The organism is Ochrobactrum sp. RH2CCR150, from assembly GCA_014138095.1.
Taxonomy (GTDB): Bacteria; Pseudomonadota; Alphaproteobacteria; order Rhizobiales; family Rhizobiaceae; genus Brucella; species Brucella gambitense.
Map to the genome: position 1 here is coordinate 317,162 of JACGXE010000004.1, position 19,129 is coordinate 336,290.

A 19,129-nucleotide genomic window follows, 5' to 3' on the forward strand; every position below is an offset into this window, starting at 1 on the left:
ACCGCGCGACCGCTTGCGAAACTCGTCAGACGCCATGCATCTGGCTGAATCGCCTCCTCGGACAATCCCATAGTGCAGCCAGTCTTTCACTACCAGACTGGCTGCACTATGAAGGCAGCTAATCTTAGAAAACGGCGTCCGGCTTGTAATACTTGTCCACATTATCTTTGGTGATAGCGACAGGCGTCGTATAGGTGACCTTCGACGTATCAGCCGGCAAGGTGCCATCAACCGCCTTCTTCGCAAGGTCAACGGCGGTCGCGGCAACAAGTGCCGGATCGTTCAGACCGGTGGCACCGTATTTGCCTTCCTTGATCATCGCCATGGCTTCTTTCTGGCCATCGGCTGCTGCGAGAAGAAGTACACCATCGAGCTGATTGGACTGTTCCAACGCCTTGCGCGCACCGAGAACCATCGAGTCATTTTCACCGAGAACGACATTGATATCGGGATTGGCTGTGAGGAGATCTTCCATAGCCTTCAGGCCGCCTTCATTGTTCCACATGCCCCAACCCTGGCCGACAACTTCAAAGCGGACACGGCCTTCGTTGCGCAACTGGCCTTCAACGAGCCCGGCCAAGACGCCGAGCCGACGTTCCTGACCAACTTCATTGCCCTTATCGCCCGAGATCAGAGCGATCTTGAGGTCTTTTCCCTTGGTCTGGTCTGCAAGCCACTGACCGACAAGCTGACCATTGTTTGCATTGGACGACTGAACCAGCGTGACGAAATTGGCCGACGGATCAAGCGTAGAATCAACCACGAAAACTTTTACGCCAGCTGCGGTCGCGGCGTTCACAGCCGGAACAAGCCCCTTGCTGTCGCGCGGATTGATAATGAGCGCGTTAATACCCTGCGCAACCATATCCTCAACATCCGAAACCTGCTTGTTGAGGTCGTTCTGCCCATCAGCAGTCAAGACTTCACAACCGAGCTCTTCCGCACGCTTCTTCGCCGAAACTTCCTGCGCTGCAAAGTAAGGCGCATCGAGCGTCTTCATCGAAATGCCAATCTTGCAATCGGCCGCATGCGCAACCGAGAGCGCCAACAGTGACGACGCCGCAGCAAGCGACATTTTCAACATTACAGATTTCAAGCCCTGCATTTGGAAATCTCCTCCTGGAACGATCGGCTCCTACCGATCTTATTAGATTTGGGTAGCATAATTACACAAATTTGCAGCGTCAATAATTTAAACGACAAATCTGTAACGATTATACCAAAAATTTATCTCATATGACCCACTTGATTGTGCTGATATCCTATTTTATGTAATTTCACTACGAAATGGAGGAATACATGTTACGCGAACCTGTAGTGAGCGTCGTCAATCCAAATTCTGGCGGCATGAGCGGCAATACCGGCCGCTATGAAAAGCGCTTGAATGATCTCGTGGGACTTTACGGCGACGAAAATGCTTTCGAAGCCTTGCGCGAAACGCACGGAAACACGGTTGTTTATGACGTCGAGGACTTTAAACCGGGCGCTCATAGCGGCGATCTGATCTATGGTGTCACCCGCATGAATCCGGGTCGTGTCGGGAAGGAGTTCTTCCTCACCCGCGGTCACATTCATGCCAAGGCGGACCGCCCGGAAATTTACTACGGCCAAAGCGGCCAGGGCTTGATGCAGCTCGAATCGCCCGCCGGCGAAACCCGGATCATCGAAATCACCGCCCAGACGATTTGCTATGTTCCGCCATTCTGGATTCATCGTTCGATCAACGTCGGCGACACCGATCTCGTGATGGTCTTCGCCTATCCATCCGACAGCGGTCAGGACTACGGGATCATTGAGAAGTCCAATGGAATGCGCCACCGCGTGATCGCCAAGTCAGGCGGCGGCTGGGAGCTCGTCGAGAACCCCCACTACAAACCGCGCGATCCAGCAACCGTCGATGCGGTCATGCGTGAATACGCCTGAGCACGTGAAAACAATAAGTCGAAAATTCAATCTGAAGGATGTTGCCATGAGCAATCCTATTGACCTTATCGCTAGCCTTGGTGTTGTTCCTGTTATCGCGATCGAACGCACGGAAGATGCCATTCCTCTCGCCGATGCACTCCTCGAAGGCGGCTTGCCAGTTGCAGAAATCACGTTCCGCACGGAAGCTGCGGCGGATGTTCTGGCGGCAATTCGCGATGCGCGACCAGAGCTTTGCATTGGTGCAGGCACGATTCTTGACACTGCCAATCTCGATAAAGCTATCGAAAGCGGCGCGCGCTTTGGTCTGGCGCCAGGTTATGATCCGCGGATCGTTGACGCAGCATCAAAAGCTGATCTGCCTTTCTGCCCCGGCATCATGACGCCAACGGATCTGACGCTCGCCACAGCACAGGGCGTCCGTCTAGCAAAGTTCTTCCCGGCAGGGGTTGCAGGCGGCCCGAAAGCGCTGTCGGGTATTGCCGCGCCATTCGCACATCTCGGCGTGCGTTTCATTCCGACCGGCGGCGTCACCGAAGACACGATCGGCGACTGGCTCGCGATCAAGCAGGTTGTGGCCGTGGGCGGCACCTGGATCGCCAAGACCGAAGACATTCGCGAGGGTCGCTTTGATGCGATCAGGAAAAATGCCGCCAGCGCTGTGAATGTGGCGCGCCAGGCGCTGGAGATGCGCGCATGAGCAAGTATCAGCCAGCTACACAGCCGACGCTGTACTTTATCGGCGTAACCACCGGCAAAAGCTCGATCATGAAGGTGTTCCCGGCCTGGGCTGAGTATCTCGGCCTTAAAGACGCCGTCATCAAGGGTATCGACTTCAAATTACACGACGATCCCGAGGCTTACCGCGAAGCTGTTGAGTTCATTCGCAACGATCCGCTTTCATTGGGTGCGCTTGTTACCACACACAAGATCGACCTCTTCCACGCCTGCCGCGATATGTTCGACGTGATCGACCCCCATGCGCTGTTGATGGATGAGACAAGCTGCATATCCAAAAAAGATGGCAAACTCATCTGCCATGCAAAGGATCCGATCTCCTCGGGTCTGGCCATAGATGGTTTTTTGGGTGCCGACTATTTCGAGCGCACAGACGCAGATCTTTTCTCAATGGGCGCAGGCGGCTCCACCATCGCAATCACATGGCATCTGATGCGTAAGTCGCGTGGCAAGAATGTGCCGGCCCGTATTATTGTTTCCAATCGCAGCCAGCATCGTCTTGATGAAATCAAGCGCATTCATGCCGAAGTCGCGAGCGACGTTGCAGTTGAATATATTCTGGCCCCGCGCCCGGAAGACAACGACGCTGTTCTCAACAGCCTCAAGCCCGGTTCGTTCATCATCAATGCAACCGGCCTCGGCAAAGACGCGCCCGGCTCGCCCTTATCCAATGCGGCGGCGTTCCCTGAAAAGTCAGTGGTTTGGGACCTCAACTATCGCGGCAATCTCGTTTTCCTTGATCAGGCGCGCGCGCAGAAACAGGCCAAGTCGCTCAATGTGGTCGACGGCTGGACTTACTTTATCCACGGCTGGACACAGGTCATCGCGGAAGTCTTCCATATTGACATTCCAACGAGCGGGCCTGCTTTTGACCGTATTTCGGAAATCGCCATCGAAGCGGCAGGACGGTAGAGATGGTACAGCGTATTCTCGTTACGCCACGCTCGCTCACCGCCGAGCCGCATCCGCATATCGAAAACCTGCGCAATTCAGGTTTCGAAATCGTCTACTCCACGCCGGGCAAAACACCTGACGAGGATGAGCTTGTGCGCCTCGTGAGCGATGTTTCGGGCTGGCTCGCCGGTGTTGAACCGGTCTCACCGCGTGTCATCGAAGCCGCACGAGCGCTTAAAGCCATCAGCCGAAACGGCGTGGGCACCGATAATCTTCCGGTTGAGCTGCTCACCGAGCGTGGCATCAGAGTGTTGATTGCAGAAGGTGCAAACTCGCTGGGCGTTGCCGAGTTGGCGATTGGCCTGATCTTCAGCGCGCTACGCTCTATACCCCAGGCAGATACCGGTATCAAAGCCGGTGGATGGCCCCGCCAGCGCGGCATCGAAATTCGAGGCCGCACTGTCGGCGTGATCGGTTGCGGCGCGATTGGCCGCGAGGTTGCACGCATGCTGGTAGCAGTCGGCGCAAGAGTCCTGGGTTATGATCCGCTCAAGCCAGATCTTGGGCTCTCTGCTGGCTCTTTCAGTTTTGCCGAGGTGGACGATATCATCGCGCAAGCCGATATCATTACGCTACATTGCCCTGCACCCCGCGACGGCTCGACGCTGATCTCACGCGAGCGATTGGCCGCAGCAAAGCCGGGTCTCATCCTCGTAAATACGGCGCGCGCGAAACTGGTCGACGACCGCGCCCTTATCGACGCTTTGAACAGTGGCCAGTTGTCCAACTATGCGACGGATGTGTTCGAACAGGAACCGCCGCTCTCCCTGGAGCTTGCTGCGCATCCAAGGGTCATAGCAACCAGCCATATCGGTGGTTTCACTGCGGAAAGCGTAGACAGAGCCACCAGGATTGCCGCGGACAATCTGGTCGCCGCGCTCAAAAACTAAAAGGACTTCAAAATGCCGGGATGTTTGCAGGAAATTGCCGAAACGCTTCCACTGGAGGATTATCTGCGCAGACCAGCCACGCCCGGCATTCGTATTTTATGGCTGGGACAAGCGGGCTTTGTGCTGGAGGCCTTCGAGAAACGCATTGTCATCGACCCTTATCTTTCCGATAGCCTGGCCGAGAAATATAAAGGCACGAGCAGACCGCATATACGCATGATGCCCCCTCCGGTTGCGCCGGACGGCATTCATTTTGTCGATCTTGTGGCCTGCACACACGCTCATACCGACCATATGGATCCCGGCACTCTACCAGCGCTTCTGACACAGAATCCCAACGCAACCTTGCTTGTTCCCCGGGCTATGAAGGACCAGGCTCTAACGCGCTCGGGCGTCGATGAAAAGCGCCTTGTATTGATCGGCGCTCAAGAGAGATATTCGCTGGGGCCAATCAAGATCGCCGCAACCCGCGCGGCCCATGAAGCGCTGGAAACAGACCAGAACGGCGATCACAAGTTCCTCGGTTATGTATTTGATTGCGGGGCACTCCGTATCTGGCATTCTGGTGACTGCATACCGTATGAAGGTTTGGAAGCCGAAGTTGCCGCTCATAATCCTCATGTGGCGTTATTACCGGTAAATGGCCGCAGTCCCGAACTTTCGAATAACGGTGTTCCCGGCAACTTCACACTACAAGAAGCAGTCGCGCTGACCCAGCATATAGGCGCTACTGATCTGGTCGCTCATCATTACGGCTTGTTCGAATTCAACACCGAAGCGCCGGAAAACATCGACGCTGCGGCTCGATCTGCTGGTGATCTTCATGTACACCGTACACGCATTAAGGTCGCCCTTGTAAGCAGTGCTCTAACCTATTGAAACCATGCGTGATGCTTGCCAAAAATCGATTCCGGTTTTGGAGCCGATACGCTAACATATTGAAAAAGCGTTCCGGCCCTTGAGCCGTCAGAGGGATTTTCTTGAATGGATAATGATGCGCGTAGTGAAACGCGTGGCCTGAATGGTCGCAATATTATTGAAGTTATTCGCACAATGCGACCGGAGCTGCGGAAGTCGGATCGTAAAGTCGCTGACGTTGTCCTCGACGATCCTCACCGCATCATGAATGCAACCGTCAGCGAGACTGCAACACTTGCCGACGTCAGCCAACCTACCGTATTGCGTTTTGCGACGGCCATCGGCTGCTCCGGCTTCCAGGATCTGAAAATCAGGCTCGCTCAAAGTCTGGCGCTCGGGACGCCCGCTACGCATTCAGTGCTGGTCGAGACGGACGAGCCAGAAGTCGTTGCAGAAAAGATCTTCGATTATACGATGACCAGCCTCGACTGGGCGCGGTCGCGATTGGACAAGATCGCCCTTCACAAAGCAATCGATATCCTGACAAAGTGCAATTCGATTGTGTTTTTCGGTTTCGGCGCTTCCGGCATCGTAGCACGCGATGCACAGCAGAAATTTCCACTATTCGGTGTGCCATGCGGTGCCGAGCTCGATTCGCATCAACAATTGATGGTGGCATCGATGATGAAGCCGGGCGCAGTCGCGTTCGTCATCTCCAATACTGGCACCACACGCTCAATCATCGAAATCGCCCGCATCGCCCGGGAAAACGGTGCGTCTGTCATTGGGATGACAGGTTCAGACTCGCCGTTGACCAACTATTGCGATGTTTCTCTTATTGTTGAGACACTTGAAAACACCAATATGTACACGCCGACCATTTCGCGTATCGCCGCTTTGGTTGTCATCGATATTCTCTCCACCAGCGTCGCTATGCGTCGTCCTACGGACCAGCATGACCGCATTCATCGCATGAAGCGTTTGCTCAGTGATATGCGCAAGATGCAGCCGATCTAAGGGATGAAAAAATGCCGGAATTGTAGGAGCAATTCCGGCCAGCATTTCTCCAGGAAGAGAATTATCGAGTGACGTCCTCAAAGTGACTTGAGCATCCCCCCATCGACGAAATAGGTTGACCCAACGCTATAGCTTGCACGGGACGAGCACAGGAACACGAAGAAATGCGCGAGCTCTTCCGGCGTACCAAAGCGCTTGGCGGCTGCATGTTCGTTGGCAACATCCTGAAGATAGCCTTCCCAGTTGCCGCCCTTATCGGCTGTGAGCTGCTTGGCGGTCTTCACCCAATCAGGCGTGAGAATCAGACCCGGGTTAACGCAATTGACGCGGATATTGTCCCCAATCACCTCGGTCGAGAGTGTTTTGGAGAACATCATCAAAGCTGATTTGGTGACATTGTAAATCGGCTCATACCAAAGTGGCTGTACAGCACAGATAGAAGCGTTATGCAGCACTACACCGCCGCCTTTGGCCTTCATCTGTGGCACCAGTCCACGCGCAAGGCGCACTGCCGCCATCACATGCAGATCCCAATAGAACTGCCACTTATCGTCCGGCGCATCCATGATCGTTTCATTGGAGCCGGTACCCGCATTGTTGATGAGAATATCGGTACCGCCTGCGGAAGCTGCGGCAGCGATAACAGCGTCAGTGCCTTCCACGGTCGACACATCTGCCGCCACACCGATAGCATTGACTCCGGACTTTTCAGCAATGCGCTGCGCTTCAGCTTCTACACGTTCTTTGCCACGCGCTACCAGCACAAGGTTCGTACCTTCTGCGGCCAATCCTTCGGCAATGGCCAAGCCAATCCCGACCGACGCGCCGGTGATTACGGCGGTCTTTCCCTTCAATTGCAGATCCATAATAACTCCTGCGATACATACAGCCGCGCGGCTGCCTATTTTGCGATGAGGATATTGTCGCGATCCATGGTGACGGCGACGGTGAGAATGAGAACAGCGCCGAAGACGATCTGCTGTGAAAAGATGTCGATACCGACAAATGTCATGCCTATACGCACGACCGACACGATGAGCGCTCCGACCAGCGTGCGTCCGACGCCGCCAAGCCCGCCGGTGATCGGTGTGCCGCCAACGAGAACAGCGGCGATAGCTGGAAGAAGCAGCTGGCTAGCGCCAGTTGGCGAACCGCTTGTCATGCGCGCTGCAAGCATGATACCCGCGACAGCCGCAAAAAGCGCCGACAATACGAAGGCCACAACCTTCTGGCGATCCACGTGGATACCGGCGGCAATTGCGGCGGGTTCACCGGCACCAATGGCATAGCAATAGCGACCAAAGCGCGTATAGCGCTGGATATATATGCCAATAAGGCACATCAGTAGCCCGACAAGAATGATGTTTGGAATTCCAAACGTCGTACCGGCAATCCAGTTAAGCATTGGACGGTCGGCCGCGCTGATGCCGATGCTACGTGCTTTGGAGATATAAAGCGCAATTCCGGAGACGACGCCACCAGTTGCAAGTGTTGCGATAAAGGACGGAATTTTTAAGCGCACATGCACAAGGCCGCTGAAAAGACCGGAAGCAACGCCGCAGAGAAGCGCAATTGGAAAGGCTAGCAGCCCAAGTTCTGGCAAAAGCATCGCCGTCACCACGCTTGCAAGCGATGCGACCGCAGGCAAACTCAGATCAATGCCACCAATCACAATGACAAAAGACAGACCAGCAGCAAGCGTGAACAGCGCCATGGTATCTGCAAGCAGAACCAGCCCGGTATTGACGCTGGCAAAGCCCGGCGAATAGACCGAGACAAGCACCACCATAACGACCAGAAAGGCAAGCGGTGCATATTGGCGTAGCTGAGCTGCGCTAAATCGAGGGGATGCGCCGGAAACGTTGGAGAGAGCGGTTTTCTCGTTCATGATCAGACCATATGTTCAACGAGCTGCACCTGAGACGGCTTGGACCCAGTCGGGGCAGGAATACGTGCGGTGATTTCGCCATCGCGCATGACAAGAATATTGTGCGAAAGGCCGATGGTCTCTTCGAGAGTGTCGGCGATGAGGATGATCGCATAGCCCTCGCGGCTTAATTGACGCATCAGGCGGAAGATTTCCTCCTTCGCGCCCACATCGACACCGCGCGTTGGATGATCGAGGATCAGAATGCGCGAACCAGCCGTCAGCCACTTGGCCAGAACCACTTTCTGCTGGTTGCCGCCGCTCAGTGCCTGACACAAAGCATGAGGCCCCGGCGCATGAATGGAGAGTTTCTTGATCCAGTCTTCGGCCAGAACCGTTTCACGATTATGCTGAATACCGATGGAGCCTTCGACAACATCAAGACGCGACAACGTAATGTTGGAAGCAATCGGCATCATCATGACGAGACCTTCAAGCCTACGTTCACTTGGAATATAGCCAATGCCCCGCGACACAGCTTCTGTCGGATTGGCAAGTTTTACCGCCTTACCCTTCAGCAGCATCTCACCGGATGTCGGCGTCTCAAAACCGAAAAAGCTGCGGATCAGTTCTTCACGTCCCGAACCAATGACGCCTGCAATGCCAAGTATCTCGCCTTCGCGAAGCGTCAGATCGATATTATGATATTTGCCAGTGCACGACAGATTACGCGCTTCAAGCGCAATCTGCATACTGGGTTCGGTTTGCTCCGACTCCAGATAATATTCGGTGTGCATCTCGCGACCCACCATGATGCGGTGAAGATCCGCATCGTTGACACTCTCCGCATCCATCGTGGCAACGCCCTGCCCGTCTTTCATCACATAGATGCGATCACTGATTTCCAGCACCTCATCGAGACGGTGCGAAACAAAGACAAAGCTTGCGCGTGATTTAAGCGCCCGAACACGCTCAAAAAGGATGTCGATTTCTGATTGCTCCAACACCGATGTCGGCTCGTCGAGCAAAATGATCAGATCACCATCAACGCGATCCGCCAATGACAGCGCCTTGGCGAGTTCCACCATCTGGCGCTCGGCAAAAGTAAGATCACCCGCAAGCGTCGCCGGATCGGCATGAATACCGACCTGCTTCAAATGCTTGGCGGCGGCTTCATTCATCTTGCGCCAGTTAACCAGACCAAAGCGGATAAAACGCTGCTCCTGCCCTAAAAAAATGTTCTGCGCGATGGAAAGGTTCAGCAGCAACGACTGCTCCTGAAATACCATTGCAACGCCCTGCTCATTTGCCTGTTGCGGCGAGCTGACGGCAAAAGGCCTTCCGTTGCGGGTGATCGTGCCTGTGCTTGGGCGCTGTGTGCCGGCGAGAATACGCATGAGTGTGGATTTACCCGCGCCATTTTCGCCCACAAGCCCAACCACTTCGCCCGGGCGAATTTCCAAATCCACGCCCTTAAGAGCATGAACACTGCCAAATGATTTTGTCAGTCCACTGATCGTCAACATGGTTTATTTCACAATCTTGAAGCGTGTGCGGCGTGTGGCATAGGCAACGGCTCCAATGATCATCAGACCAAGAAATGCCTGTTGCAGATATGGTGGAATGCCGAGCAGAACCATGCCGTTAGCAAGAACAGAAACAATGAGAACCCCTATGAGTGATTGTAGGACACCCCCCTGTCCGCCCAAAAGCGAGGTTCCGCCAACAACGACGGCCGTAATCGTCGTGAACAGCCGTCCAGTACCAATATCGGCATTGCCCTGACCAAGCTGGGCTGCGGCGAGCACTGCACCAAGTCCGTAAAACGCACCTGCCATTGCAAAGACGAGCAACTTGGTGCGCAGCACGGATACGCCGGAAAGCACCGCGATATCCTCGCCGCCGCCAAGCGCATAGATGTGGCGACCGAGACGCGTGTGGTTCTGCACCACCCAGGCCACGAGCAGAGCAGCAAGTGCAATCCAGACGGTGAAAGGAAGACCGGCAAAACGTTCAAGAGCGAAACTGCGGACTGCCGATTCGCGAATAGCAATTGTGCCACCGCCGACCATCAAAGTGGCAATGCCAAGTCCGATAAACCACATGCCAAGCGTCATCATGAAAGATGGTATGCGCAGGATGACATGCAGCAGGCCGGAAAATGCTCCCATTGCGGCGCCAACGGCAATTGCAGCAATCACGCCAAGAACACTTCCAAGCAATGAGCTATCAGCTGCAACCATGGACGCCAGCACCACGCCTGCCAACGCCATGACGCCTTCAACAGAAAGATCGATGCTGCCAAGCAGGATCACGAATGTTGCGCCGAGCGTCAGCACGGCCGGGATGGCCGCAGCTGATGCGATACGGGCGAAATTGTTGACCGAGAAAAAGTTCGGGCTAATCAGCCCCAAACCTATGCACAGCACGAGCAACACGATCAGCGGCGCGAGCCGGCGCATCAGCTCCGGCAATCGGCTTTGGATACCGTTTTTAGACATGGCTACGCCTTTAGCGTCAGCCGGAGTGAAATCGTGGCTCGCAACTCTCATATGCTTTTCCTGTCAAGCAATATTCCGCCGAGCATGGCGGGAGGCTTCAGACCGCGAGGCGTATCAGCCCTCGCGGATCTGTCCGCTCGCACGGCCCCAAAGGTCCTTGAAATCAAGATTTGGCGTATTCTTGATATTGTTTTCGTAGAAATCGTCGACGTTGTCTTTCGTCACGACTAAAGCCGTACCGTAAAACTCGCGATGATCTTTCGGCTCTTTCGATGGATCAAAGACACCGGCGCGGGCGCTATAGGGAATGGCCAGCCCCATTGAGCCTTGCCAGAATGGATCAGACGATACAGTTGCTGCAAACTCACCGTTTTTCACGGCTTCGACCGCTGTTCCAATACCATCAACGCCTGTGATTGGTATCTGTCCGGCAAGTCCTTCCGCTCGCAGTGCTTCCAGCGCACCGATGCCCATATCGTCATTGGCGCACCAGATACCCTTAATGTCATCGCCAAAACGGGTCAGCCATGCACTGACAACATCAAACGCTTTGCTCGACTGCCAATCAGCAACCTGAAAATCAAGAAGCTGCACATCAGGATGTGCAGCGAGAGCCTTCTCCAGACCTTGGCGACGATCGATAGCAACCGTGTTCGACAGCGTTCCGCCGAGGCCCAGAATCCCACCCTTCCCACCAATAGACTTGACCAGGATTTCAGCGGTTTCTGCGCCATAGCGCTGTCCGTCGAAGCTCACATGAGCAACGTAATAGGGATCGTGATCCCACGGATGAAGGTCGGCAGGCTTGTTCCATTGTGTCAGCACATGGGCCTTGGCGGCGGCGCAGGCTTCAACGATAGGGCGCGCATCGGCTGCATCGTTTGGATCGACATTGATAACCGCATTGCCGCCGGTGCGCGCCAAGATTGCGCGAATATCAGCAATGCCCTTCTCGCTATCGCCTTCGGTAACAAGCGTCACATATTCGAGACCAAGCGATTTTGCGAAGGCTTCGCCGCCTTTGTTCCACGCTGCGTGATACGGATTTGACAGCGAACGAATGGCATTGACCAGCGTTGGCTTCTGCTCGGCGAGCGCGCGCAGCGAAGACAATCCACCAAAAGCTGAGAGAGCACCAAGTCCTGCAGCACCCTTAATAAAGGCCCGCCTGTTGAATGGCACCGTACGAATTAGGTTCATGCGTTTTTCCTCCCAAAACACGCATTGACTAGCTAGTCACTAGCGTTGCATAGCTATGCAGAGAGACCGTGCATCGTCAATAGAAAACTTTTGGAATTTTTACCGGCAACTCAAAAGCCAGTTCAAATCCTTGAAAGCGTTCGAGCATAATGGCAAAACGAAATCATATGATTGTTCAGAAAACTGGACATGAACCGCAAAGGATATGGAATGAAACGTAATAAGCCCTACGCATCCTCTACAGATGTGGCAAGATTGGCCGGCGTTTCTCAATCCGCAGTTTCTAGAACCTATAAGCCTGGTGCGAGCGTGTCTCCTGAAACACGCAAAAAAGTCATGGCAGCTGCCGAAGAGCTGGGCTATCGGCCAAGCTTTATCCCAAGCATCATGTTAAGCCATCGCTCGCGTCTGGTCGCCGTCGTGATTGGCGGGCTTTATAATCCATTCTACACATCAGTACTCGAAACCTTCTCCAAAATGCTTCAAGCGGAAGGCTGGCGTATTTTGCTTGTACATGTCGAAAGTGGACACACCTTCGATGACATAGTACCCATGCTTGCAGGGTACCGGGTCGACGCCATCGTCAGCGCACTCGCAGTTTTAAGTCCGGAGGCGCTGGAACAGCTATCGCAATTGCGTGTACCGGTGATTTCTTTCAACACCCGCTTTTCTGGAGATTGGGTTTATTCAATCAGCTGTGACAGCGTCGGCGCATCGCGCGTCATGGCAGAGCACTTCATTGAGCGCGGCGCACGCAAGTTTGCCTATATAACCGGTCCAATTGACAGTCAGGCTAACATTGATCGACAGCTTGGTTTTTGTCAGCGCCTCGATGAAACAGGATTTGAGTCCCCGTTCATTTTGGAAGGCGACTATCGGTATGAAGCGGGTTACGCAGCAATCCGACAGCTGAAAGACATGGTAAGCTCAGCAACAAAACTGCCAGATGCAATCTATTGTGCAAACGATCTGTTAGCGCTTGGCGCCATAGATGCATTGCGTCAAGAAGTTGGCGTTCGTATTCCCGATGACATCATGGTTGGTGGTTACGATAATATTGCGGAAGCAGGTTGGGCTGCTTATAATCTCACCACTCTCGTCCATGACGGCCAAAGAATGGTTGAGCGAGCGATAGAGATACTGACGATGAGTGAGATGGGACAGCTTCTTGATTCGGACCAGCAGTCTGTAATCGAATCGCCGTTAATTGTCCGAAAGAGCACCACGATTTAAATCTCGAGAGAGGTAGTGAGATTACTCTCCCATTTTTTAGTAACGTTAAGGTTGCAACTCATCAAAGTTGAGAGCTAACGTTTTTTCGAAATATGGATCAACAACGGTTGAATCCATTCAAATACCACATTTAAAAGGCCGCCGTCATTTCAGTTTCAAAATTTCACATTATTTCTTCACTGTGTCTTCTAAAAAGAAACGGCCAAGCGGATTCTGATAAAAACCATCGATATTCTTTCCCGTAACATTAATATATGGGCTGTAATAAAGATCGACCCAGTTGACGTCGTCTTTCGCCATTTTTTGCAAATCAATATACATCTCTTCGCGCTTCTTCGGATCGAGTTCAAGGCGCGCAGCTGCGACAAGGTCTTTCACCTTCTCATTATTACAGCGCGTCATGTAATTCATATTCGTATCGTGACCTAACACAAATGTGGTTTTCTGGTCAGGGTTGAGGACGTCGTTGGTCCAGTACATAACCGAAATATCATAGTCGCCGGCAATTAGCATATCCCAGCTTTGACTCGGACCGACTTTCTGCAAATTTACTGTAACGCCCGCTTTCTGAAGCTGCTGCTGTAGTAGGACAGCAATTTGCTCGTCGGTTTCGTTGCCGACATTAACAATATAATTAAGCGAAAGATTGGATGCGCTGGCATCGGCAAGCATCTGCTTGGCTTTCTCAGGATCATAAGGACGCTTCAGGTTATCCGCATAATGATAGAGCGCACCTTTCGTAATGATGGGGTCACGTGTTCGAGTCACGTAAGCGGCACCATAAAATCAATGACTTAGCTAGTTTTCGTTTTTGACACATTGATGCTAGCAATCAAATAGCAATCACCTTCGTTAATCGTAATTTGCTCTGCAAAACTGCCTTATCAAGCAGCATAGAATCCCTGTGGAAAAACGTTCGGGAACATACAGAACCCGCCTGAGCCACTCGTCATTACATTTAATGCTTCTCAATTTCTGTATTGTCGAACTCGACTATTCTTGTTGTTATGTTAACAACAAGTTCGGTCGCCTTTCGTAATCAAACACAATCTGGCTTGCCACTATGGGGTGATCCGTTTGGAATGTTAGTGCATGCCGGGTCGACTGGCCACTGCTGGTGTTAACGCCGGTCCATTTTGGCGAGGCCTGAGGGCTGCTTCGGGTGCCGGTGGCTTAAAAGCCCAGCGATGAGTGGCGCCGCACTGTGTTGTAATGCTGCCTCCAGTTTTTGATGATGATCTTCGCCTCCTTGAGCGTATAGAAGATTTCGCCGTTGAGCCGTTAGTCATGCAGCTTCGAGTTAAAGCTCTCGCAATAGCCGTTTTCCCATGGGCTTTCCGGCATGATGTAGGCGGTTTTGGCACCGACTATTGCGATCCACTCCCGGAGTGCTTTGGCGATGAACTCCGGGCAGTTGTAAGAATGAATATGGGTGGGGATGCCGCGCAGGATGAAGAGATCGGAAAGCACGTCGATGACATCGACGGCCTTCAGTTTTCTCTCGACCCTGATGGCAATACATTCTCGCGCGAATTCGTCGATCACGTTGAGCATGCGGATTTTCCTGCCATTGTGCGTGCAATCCTCGACGAAGTCGTAGGACCATACATGGTTGGGATATTCCGGTCGAAGCCGCATGCACGAACTGTCGTTCAACCACAGCCGACCGCGCTTCGGTTGCTTCTCAGCCCCTCCCAGCCCCTCCCGTCGCCAGATGCGTTCGACCTCTTGACGTTCACGATCCAGCCAGCATGATGCAGCATCGCCGTTATACGACGATAGCCATAGCGACCATACTGGAGGGCGAGCGCCGTGATGTCCGCAGTCAATGCTGCTTCATCATCCGGAGTCTTTGCGATCTTGCGCTGCGTGGAACGATGTTGACCCAAGACTCGGCACTCCCGTCTCTCGGACACCTTCAGGTCATCGATCACATGGTCCACGCAAGCGCGGCGACGAGCGGGGCTCAGAAGTTTCCCTTGGCGGCCTCAACTAAAATCATCTTGTCCAAGGTGAGGTCGGAAACAGCGCGCCGGAGCCGGGCATTCTCCGCTTCCAGCTCCTTCAGGCGCTTTACCTGGTCGTCCTTCAAGCCGCCATATTCGCTCCGCCACCGGTAATATGTAACTTCCGTCACACCCATCGAGCGGATCGCTTCCCCCATCGATTTTCCCTGCGCATTCAGCACGTCAACCTGGCGAAGCTTCGTGACTATCTCTTCTGTCTTGCGTGTTCCGCTGGGCAATCGATTCGCAGGATCGATTGCTTATCCAGCTCCAATCGCTGCCATTTCAATATCCTTCTGAGGCTCATAAGGCATACTTCAAGAAGGGTCACTTTTCAGGGGGCAGGCCAGATTGCCGAGATGGCCATTGTTGATCCGACTGCAGGCGGGAATCCGACCGAACTCACCAAAAAGGATGCGCTTAAACTTCTTGAGCAAAGCATCGTTGGCAACGGTTGAGGATAGCGATTTTTTCCCGCAAAACTGTGTAACGTTTTGCTTGCAACAAAAATATAGAAAGCTAATAGTTAGGCCGAAAAAACAAGCATCGCACCGAAGCGGGGGGCGATGCATCTGGAGAGCGGGTTCTTGGGGAGGAGCCCGCTCTCCTTCATTTTAGTGCTATTCATTGGATCGATAGTCAGCGCGGCTGATGCCGTGGCGCTGCATCTTGTCGTAGAAGGTCTTTCGCGGAATGCCGAGCGCCTTGATCGTTTCCTGCACATTGCCACTATTGGCGGCAAGTGTTTCGCGGATCAGCGTTTCTTCATAACGCTCCAGACGCTTCGGCAAAGGCTCCTGATCATCCGCCACCGGGCGGTTCGTGCTATTGGCGGTCGCGACACCCAGCGCCACGCGGTCGGCAAAGTGTGCAAGTTCACGCACATTGCCGGGCCACATGTGCCCCATCAGATGACGATGCGTGGCGGCGTCGATCTCAGGCACGTCGCGGTTGAAGCGCTTTGCCGCACGCGTCAGAAAATGTGCGAAGAGCAGCGGAATATCCTCACGGCGTTCCCGCAGCGGCGGTATCGAAAGCGTCACCACATTGAGCCGATAGTAAAGGTCCTCGCGAAAATCTCCGCGTTGCGCCGGATCGCCGAGATCGATCTTGGCAGCCGCCACCACGCGCAGATTGACCGGGCGGATTTCATTGGTGCCGAGCGGGGTGATTTCACGCATTTCCAGCACGCGCAGCAGTTTCACCTGCGTTGCTGCCGGCATGCTTTCAATCTCGTCGAGAAACAGCGTGCCGCCGCTTGCATGTTCGATGCGTCCCAGCCGTTTTTTCTGCGCGCCTGTAAAGGCACCGGCCTCATGGCCGAACAATTCGCTTTCAATCACGGTTTCCGGTAGCGCACCACAATTGAGCGCAACGAAATTGCCTTTGCGACGGCGGCTCCAATTGTGCAGCAGCTGGGCCACGACCTCCTTGCCGCTGCCGGTTTCACCCGCCACCAGCACGTCCACATCAGTATCCGCAATGTCACGCAATGTCCGGCGCAGATTTTCCATCGCAGGCGTCTGGCCGATCAGCGGCAGATCGCCTTCTGCATCGGTCGCTGCGGCGCGCAATGCTCGATTTTCAAGCACGAGCTGGCGCTTCTCACCGGCACGCCGAATGCTGTGCACAAGACGGTCGGCAGCAAAGGGCTTGGCAATGAAATCATAGGCGCCGTCCTGAATGGCCTGAACCGCCATCGGAATATCTCCATGGCCGGTAATCAATATCACCGGCAAATCCGCGTCGATGGATTTGATCCGCGCGAAGAATTGCAAGCCATCGATCTGCGGCATCCGCACATCGGAAACGACGACACCCTCAAAATCCGCCGTGACATCCGTCAGCGCGTCGATGGCGTTGCCATAATCGGCGACCGCAAAACCGGCAAGCTCCAGCGTCTGCCGCGTGGCGCGGCGCAAAGCCTTGTCATCATCAACGAGAATAACGGGAAGAGAATTATCCATCATGCTTTTCTCAATTCGACGCGGAAGACCGTGCCCTTGGCACTGCTTTCCGCAGATATGGTCCCGCCATAATCAGTGACGATTTCCTTGACGATCACCAGACCAAGGCCGAGGCCCTTTTCCTTCGAGGTGTTGAAGGGCGAAAACAGGTTGTCGCGAATATGTTGCGGCATGCCCGGCCCGTTATCGGATACGGTGACCAGCACCGTCTCATGTTTTGCCGTAGCGCGCACTTCAATGCGCCCTTCATGGCCTCTGACTTCAACCGCCTCCAGCGCGTTCTGAAACAGATTGATGAGAACCTGTTCCAGCCGAAGGGAATGTCCGACGACACGAAGATCGGGCGGCGGCAATTCAATATCCAGCTGATCCATACGGCCGGAAAAGCGGCTGCGCAGCAGCACGAGCGCACCCGTTATGACCTGACTGAGCGGTGTCGGCTCGGAAGGCGAACGCCCCTTGCGGGCAAGAGCCTTAAGGTCGCCGGTAATGGTGCCGATGCGGTCGGTCAGTGCGGCTATTTCATCGAGATTTTCCGTTGCGGCATCCAGCTGGCTTCGCGAGAGAAAAGTCTTCGCATTGTCCGCATAGGCCCTTATCGTCGCGACAGGCTGGTTGATTTCATGTGCCACGCCCGCCGCCACCTGTCCCATGATGGCCAGACGGTTGGCGTGAACCAGATCCTGCTGCACACCCTGCAACATGGATTCGGTGCGATGATGATCGCTGATCTCCGCTTCGAGCCGGTCTCGCGCCAGACTGAGATCGCGTGTGCGTTCCTCGACGCGCTGCTCCAGCTCCAGTTGTGTGCGCCCGGCAGCGGCAATGCGCGCCACAACCTTCTGCCGCCTGCGCAGCAGCAGCCCGGCAATCGTTGCAATAGCAGTCAGGATGATGAAGGCAATCAGGCGTGCCTCACGCACCGCACCGGGAATCTGTGGTTTTGTCGGGGCCATGCTGTACATCTGCCAGGGTGTGGACGACACCGTGGAATGAATGGCCAGAAACTGCGTGCTGCGCCCCTCACCCGGCAGTTGCGCATTCATCAGCAGCACATCACCCTCGCCCACCGGCGTCATGGACAGCGGCAAAGGTTGCAACGGTACGTCGCCGAATTGCAGACTGTCGCGGATGGATTGGGATTGTTCCGGACCGATGCGACCGATGGTCATAAAACGCCATGACGGCAGGCTGGTTATGAGCACGATATTGCGTTCGTCCGTCACGAAAGTGGGACGCCCCGCATTGCGCCAGTCCTGTTCCAGATCGTCAAATTCCAGTTTCACGACAATGACACCGAGCGGCCCATGGGGGCCATCGACGCGCCGCGAGATATAAAGGCCCGGGCGGAAACTCACATTACCGAGCGCAAAATATTCCTCGCCGCCATTGATCAGGGCTTGCTGGAAATAAGGCCGGAACTTGTAATCATTGCCGACAAAGCTGACCGGGCCGCGCCAGTTGCTGGCTGCAATCGCGATCCCGTCCATCCCGACCAGATAGATCACTGCCGCCTGCGTGCCCTCCGCAAGCGTTTCCAGCTTCCGGTTCGCGGGAACGATGGTCGCAGCAGTATTATCCTGAAGCGCCGATGCCAGTTCCTGATCCTTCGACAGAACAAGTGACAAAGCGCGTTGCTTGTCGAGCACAGCCCTTAGCAGCGCCGTGTTGAGATTGGCATCAATGCGCGCCTGTTCGCTCAATGCCACGACGGCGCGCTCATGCGCGGTGTTGCCGACCAGCCAGAATGCCAGTGCGAAGAACACGGCACATATGAGCGCAAACAAAGCCCAGGCCCTCCGATTGGAGGCCCGAAGATCTGCTTCGTCAATGATCGGCGGCGCCAGCTTATTCATGGACGATACTGTGCGATATTTCGCACAAATTGGAAAGCATAATGTGTAATAGTTCGCACAATATAGGGTAAACTCATTCCCGCATTTCCAATAATATTGATATTATTCAATATGATAGG

The 19,129-nt window shown here is 54.3% G+C and carries 15 protein-coding genes and 2 pseudogenes; 7 read left to right on the forward strand and 10 right to left on the reverse strand.

What is annotated here, in order from left to right:
* Positions 1-124: 124 nt before the first annotated feature.
* Entirely contained in the window at positions 125-1,084 is a 960-nt protein-coding gene (locus FHW03_RS11335) for a substrate-binding domain-containing protein (protein ID WP_377514699.1), read from the reverse strand.
* A gap of 215 nt (positions 1,085-1,299) precedes the next feature.
* Here FHW03_RS11335 and FHW03_RS11340 point away from each other — a divergent pair, with 215 nt between their 5' ends.
* The 6 genes from FHW03_RS11340 (at position 1,300) to FHW03_RS11365 (ending at position 6,380) form a co-directional block, all read left to right on the forward strand.
* Positions 1,300-1,923, forward strand: a complete 624-nt coding sequence (locus FHW03_RS11340) for a glucose-6-phosphate isomerase (RefSeq protein ID WP_182520714.1) — start codon at positions 1,300-1,302, stop codon at positions 1,921-1,923.
* Between the two features lie 46 nt (positions 1,924-1,969).
* Entirely contained in the window at positions 1,970-2,623 is a 654-nt protein-coding gene (gene eda / locus FHW03_RS11345; RefSeq protein WP_182520715.1) for a bifunctional 4-hydroxy-2-oxoglutarate aldolase/2-dehydro-3-deoxy-phosphogluconate aldolase, read from the forward strand.
* Positions 2,620-3,573, forward strand: coding sequence for a shikimate dehydrogenase (locus FHW03_RS11350; RefSeq protein ID WP_182520716.1), 954 nt, complete (start codon positions 2,620-2,622; stop codon positions 3,571-3,573). The genes eda and FHW03_RS11350 overlap by 4 nt, the downstream gene beginning before the upstream one ends.
* A gap of 2 nt (positions 3,574-3,575) precedes the next feature.
* Positions 3,576-4,505: a phosphoglycerate dehydrogenase gene (locus FHW03_RS11355; RefSeq protein WP_182520717.1), complete on the forward strand. Its 930-nt coding sequence runs from the start codon at positions 3,576-3,578 to the stop codon at positions 4,503-4,505.
* Positions 4,506-4,517: 12 nt separating this feature from the next.
* Entirely contained in the window at positions 4,518-5,384 is an 867-nt protein-coding gene (locus FHW03_RS11360; RefSeq protein ID WP_182520718.1) for an MBL fold metallo-hydrolase, read from the forward strand.
* A gap of 105 nt (positions 5,385-5,489) precedes the next feature.
* A complete protein-coding gene (locus tag FHW03_RS11365) occupies positions 5,490-6,380 on the forward strand; it encodes an SIS domain-containing protein (protein WP_182520719.1) in 891 nt (296 codons plus the stop codon).
* Between the two features lie 77 nt (positions 6,381-6,457).
* On the opposite strand, the gene FHW03_RS11370 is transcribed toward FHW03_RS11365, so the two are convergent.
* From FHW03_RS11370 to FHW03_RS11390, 5 genes are all read right to left on the reverse strand, one after another.
* Positions 6,458-7,246, reverse strand: coding sequence for an SDR family oxidoreductase (locus FHW03_RS11370; RefSeq protein WP_182520720.1), 789 nt, complete (start codon positions 7,244-7,246; stop codon positions 6,458-6,460).
* Positions 7,247-7,281: 35 nt separating this feature from the next.
* Positions 7,282-8,268: an ABC transporter permease gene (locus FHW03_RS11375; RefSeq protein WP_377514633.1), complete on the reverse strand. Its 987-nt coding sequence runs from the start codon at positions 8,266-8,268 to the stop codon at positions 7,282-7,284.
* Between the two features lie 2 nt (positions 8,269-8,270).
* On the reverse strand, positions 8,271-9,773 hold the full coding sequence (locus tag FHW03_RS11380) for a sugar ABC transporter ATP-binding protein (RefSeq protein ID WP_182520721.1): 1,503 nt from the start codon (positions 9,771-9,773) through the stop codon (positions 8,271-8,273).
* Between the two features lie 3 nt (positions 9,774-9,776).
* Complete coding sequence (locus FHW03_RS11385) at positions 9,777-10,799, reverse strand: ABC transporter permease (RefSeq protein ID WP_377514635.1); 1,023 nt, start codon at positions 10,797-10,799, stop codon at positions 9,777-9,779.
* 63 nt (positions 10,800-10,862) lie between these two features.
* On the reverse strand, positions 10,863-11,948 hold the full coding sequence (locus tag FHW03_RS11390; protein ID WP_182520722.1) for a sugar ABC transporter substrate-binding protein: 1,086 nt from the start codon (positions 11,946-11,948) through the stop codon (positions 10,863-10,865).
* Between the two features lie 210 nt (positions 11,949-12,158).
* Here FHW03_RS11390 and FHW03_RS11395 point away from each other — a divergent pair, with 210 nt between their 5' ends.
* Positions 12,159-13,181, forward strand: a complete 1,023-nt coding sequence (locus FHW03_RS11395) for a LacI family DNA-binding transcriptional regulator (RefSeq protein WP_182520723.1) — start codon at positions 12,159-12,161, stop codon at positions 13,179-13,181.
* A 168-nt stretch (positions 13,182-13,349) separates the two neighbouring features.
* Here FHW03_RS11395 and FHW03_RS11400 read toward each other — a convergent pair.
* The 4 genes and pseudogenes from FHW03_RS11400 to FHW03_RS11415 form a co-directional block, all read right to left on the reverse strand.
* Positions 13,350-13,925 (reverse strand): annotated as a pseudogene (locus FHW03_RS11400) (ABC transporter substrate-binding protein); the annotation flags it as partial.
* 341 nt (positions 13,926-14,266) lie between these two features.
* Positions 14,267-15,426 (reverse strand): annotated as a pseudogene (locus FHW03_RS11405) (IS3 family transposase).
* A 381-nt stretch (positions 15,427-15,807) separates the two neighbouring features.
* Positions 15,808-17,154 (reverse strand): sigma-54 dependent transcriptional regulator, encoded by a 1,347-nt coding sequence (locus tag FHW03_RS11410; protein ID WP_182520852.1) that lies wholly within the window; start codon positions 17,152-17,154, stop codon positions 15,808-15,810.
* Positions 17,154-19,010, reverse strand: a complete 1,857-nt coding sequence (locus FHW03_RS11415; protein WP_182520724.1) for an ATP-binding protein — start codon at positions 19,008-19,010, stop codon at positions 17,154-17,156. The genes FHW03_RS11410 and FHW03_RS11415 overlap by 1 nt, the downstream gene beginning before the upstream one ends.
* Positions 19,011-19,129 lie beyond the last annotated feature (119 nt).